Origin of the sequence: Mucilaginibacter sp. OK098, from assembly GCF_900142915.1 — a bacterium.
Taxonomy (GTDB): Bacteria; Bacteroidota; Bacteroidia; order Sphingobacteriales; family Sphingobacteriaceae; genus Mucilaginibacter.
Window position 1 is genome coordinate 85,555 of sequence record NZ_FRCM01000013.1, and the last position, 1,484, is coordinate 87,038.

A 1,484-nucleotide genomic window follows, 5' to 3' on the forward strand; every position below is an offset into this window, starting at 1 on the left:
GCAGCCAACAATGTATTTGTGACCGACTACGGCAATAATGCGGTAAAAGAGATCAAACCCATCGGCGGCTTTTATATCAGTCCAGCTTTACCAGCGGGTTTAAGTTTTAATAATACAACAGGTGTTATCAGCGGTACACCCACCGCCTCCAAACCTGCAACTGATTATACGGTAACAGTTTATAAAAGCAGTGGAAGCAATTCAACGCTGTTAAATATTAAAGTTAATGCGGTTAGCATCAGTTATGTTAGCCCTAAAACCTATGTTACAGGCACGGCGATTGCGGCGTTATCACCAACTATCAGCGGTGGTGTGGCGGCAGCTCCGGCATACAGCAGCAGCACCACGACTTTGGGTTCGGGCTTTAACATCCCGGCAGGGATCGCGGTGGATGCGGCAGGCAATATTTATATCGGCGACCAGAACAACAATGTGGTAAAAAAGATCCCGGGCGGCACGGGCACGCCTGTAGTTATCGGCACAGGGTTCAACACACCAGATGGTGTAGCAGTAGATGCAGCAGGCAATGTATATGTGGCTGATGACGGGAACAATTTGGTGAAGGAGATCCCGGTTGGCGGCGGCCCGATAATTACCTTAGGCTCAGGTTTCCTTCAGCCCTTCAATGTGGCGGTGGATGCTGCAGGGAACGTATACGTGGCAGATCGCGGCAATAATGCGATCAAAGAGATCCCTGTCGGCGGCGGTGCGGTGATCACTCTTGGTTCAGGCTTTACCACGCCTACCGGCGTAGCTGTAGATGCCTACGGCAATGTATATGTAGCCGACTTTGGCAACAGCGCGATCAAAGAGATTCCGGTTGGCGGCGGCGCGCCAATTACCCTCGGCTCGGGTTTCAGCACCCCGTTTGGTGTTGCAGTTGATGGTTCGGGCAATGTATTTGTAACAGACTATGGCCACAAGCAGGTAAAGGAGATCCCTATTGGCGGTGGCGCCCCGGTTGTGATCGGCTCGGGCTTCAGCTTCCTGTTCGGCGTGGTGGTAGATGCAGCCAATAATGTATTTGTGACCGATTACGGCAACAATGCGGTAAAAGAGATCAAACCCATCGGTGGCTTTTATATCAGTCCAGCTTTACCAGCAGGTTTAAGTTTTAATAATACAACAGGTGTTATTAGCGGTACACCCACCGCCTCCAAACCTGCAACTGATTATACGGTAACGGTTTATAATGGGACAGGCAGCAATACGGCAACAGTAAATATAAAAGTTAATGCGGTTAGCATCAGTTATGCCAGCCCGCAAACCTATGTAGCGGGCAAGGCTATCGCGCCGCTTGCGCCAACCATCAGCGGTGGTGTGGCAGCGGCCCCGGCGTACAGCAGCAGCACAACGACCCTTGGTTCGGGCTTTAACATTCCGGCGGGGATCGCGGTGGATGCAGCCGGTAATATTTATATTGGCGACCAGAACAACAATGTGGTAAAAAAGATCCCGGGCGGCACGGGCACGCCTGTGGTTAT

The 1,484-nt window shown here is 51.5% G+C and carries 1 protein-coding gene; it reads left to right on the plus strand.

Features of this window, described 5'->3' with window-relative positions:
• The coding region (locus tag BUE31_RS29530) for a putative Ig domain-containing protein (protein WP_200802006.1) at window positions 1–1,484 on the plus strand (1,484 nt) is incomplete at both ends.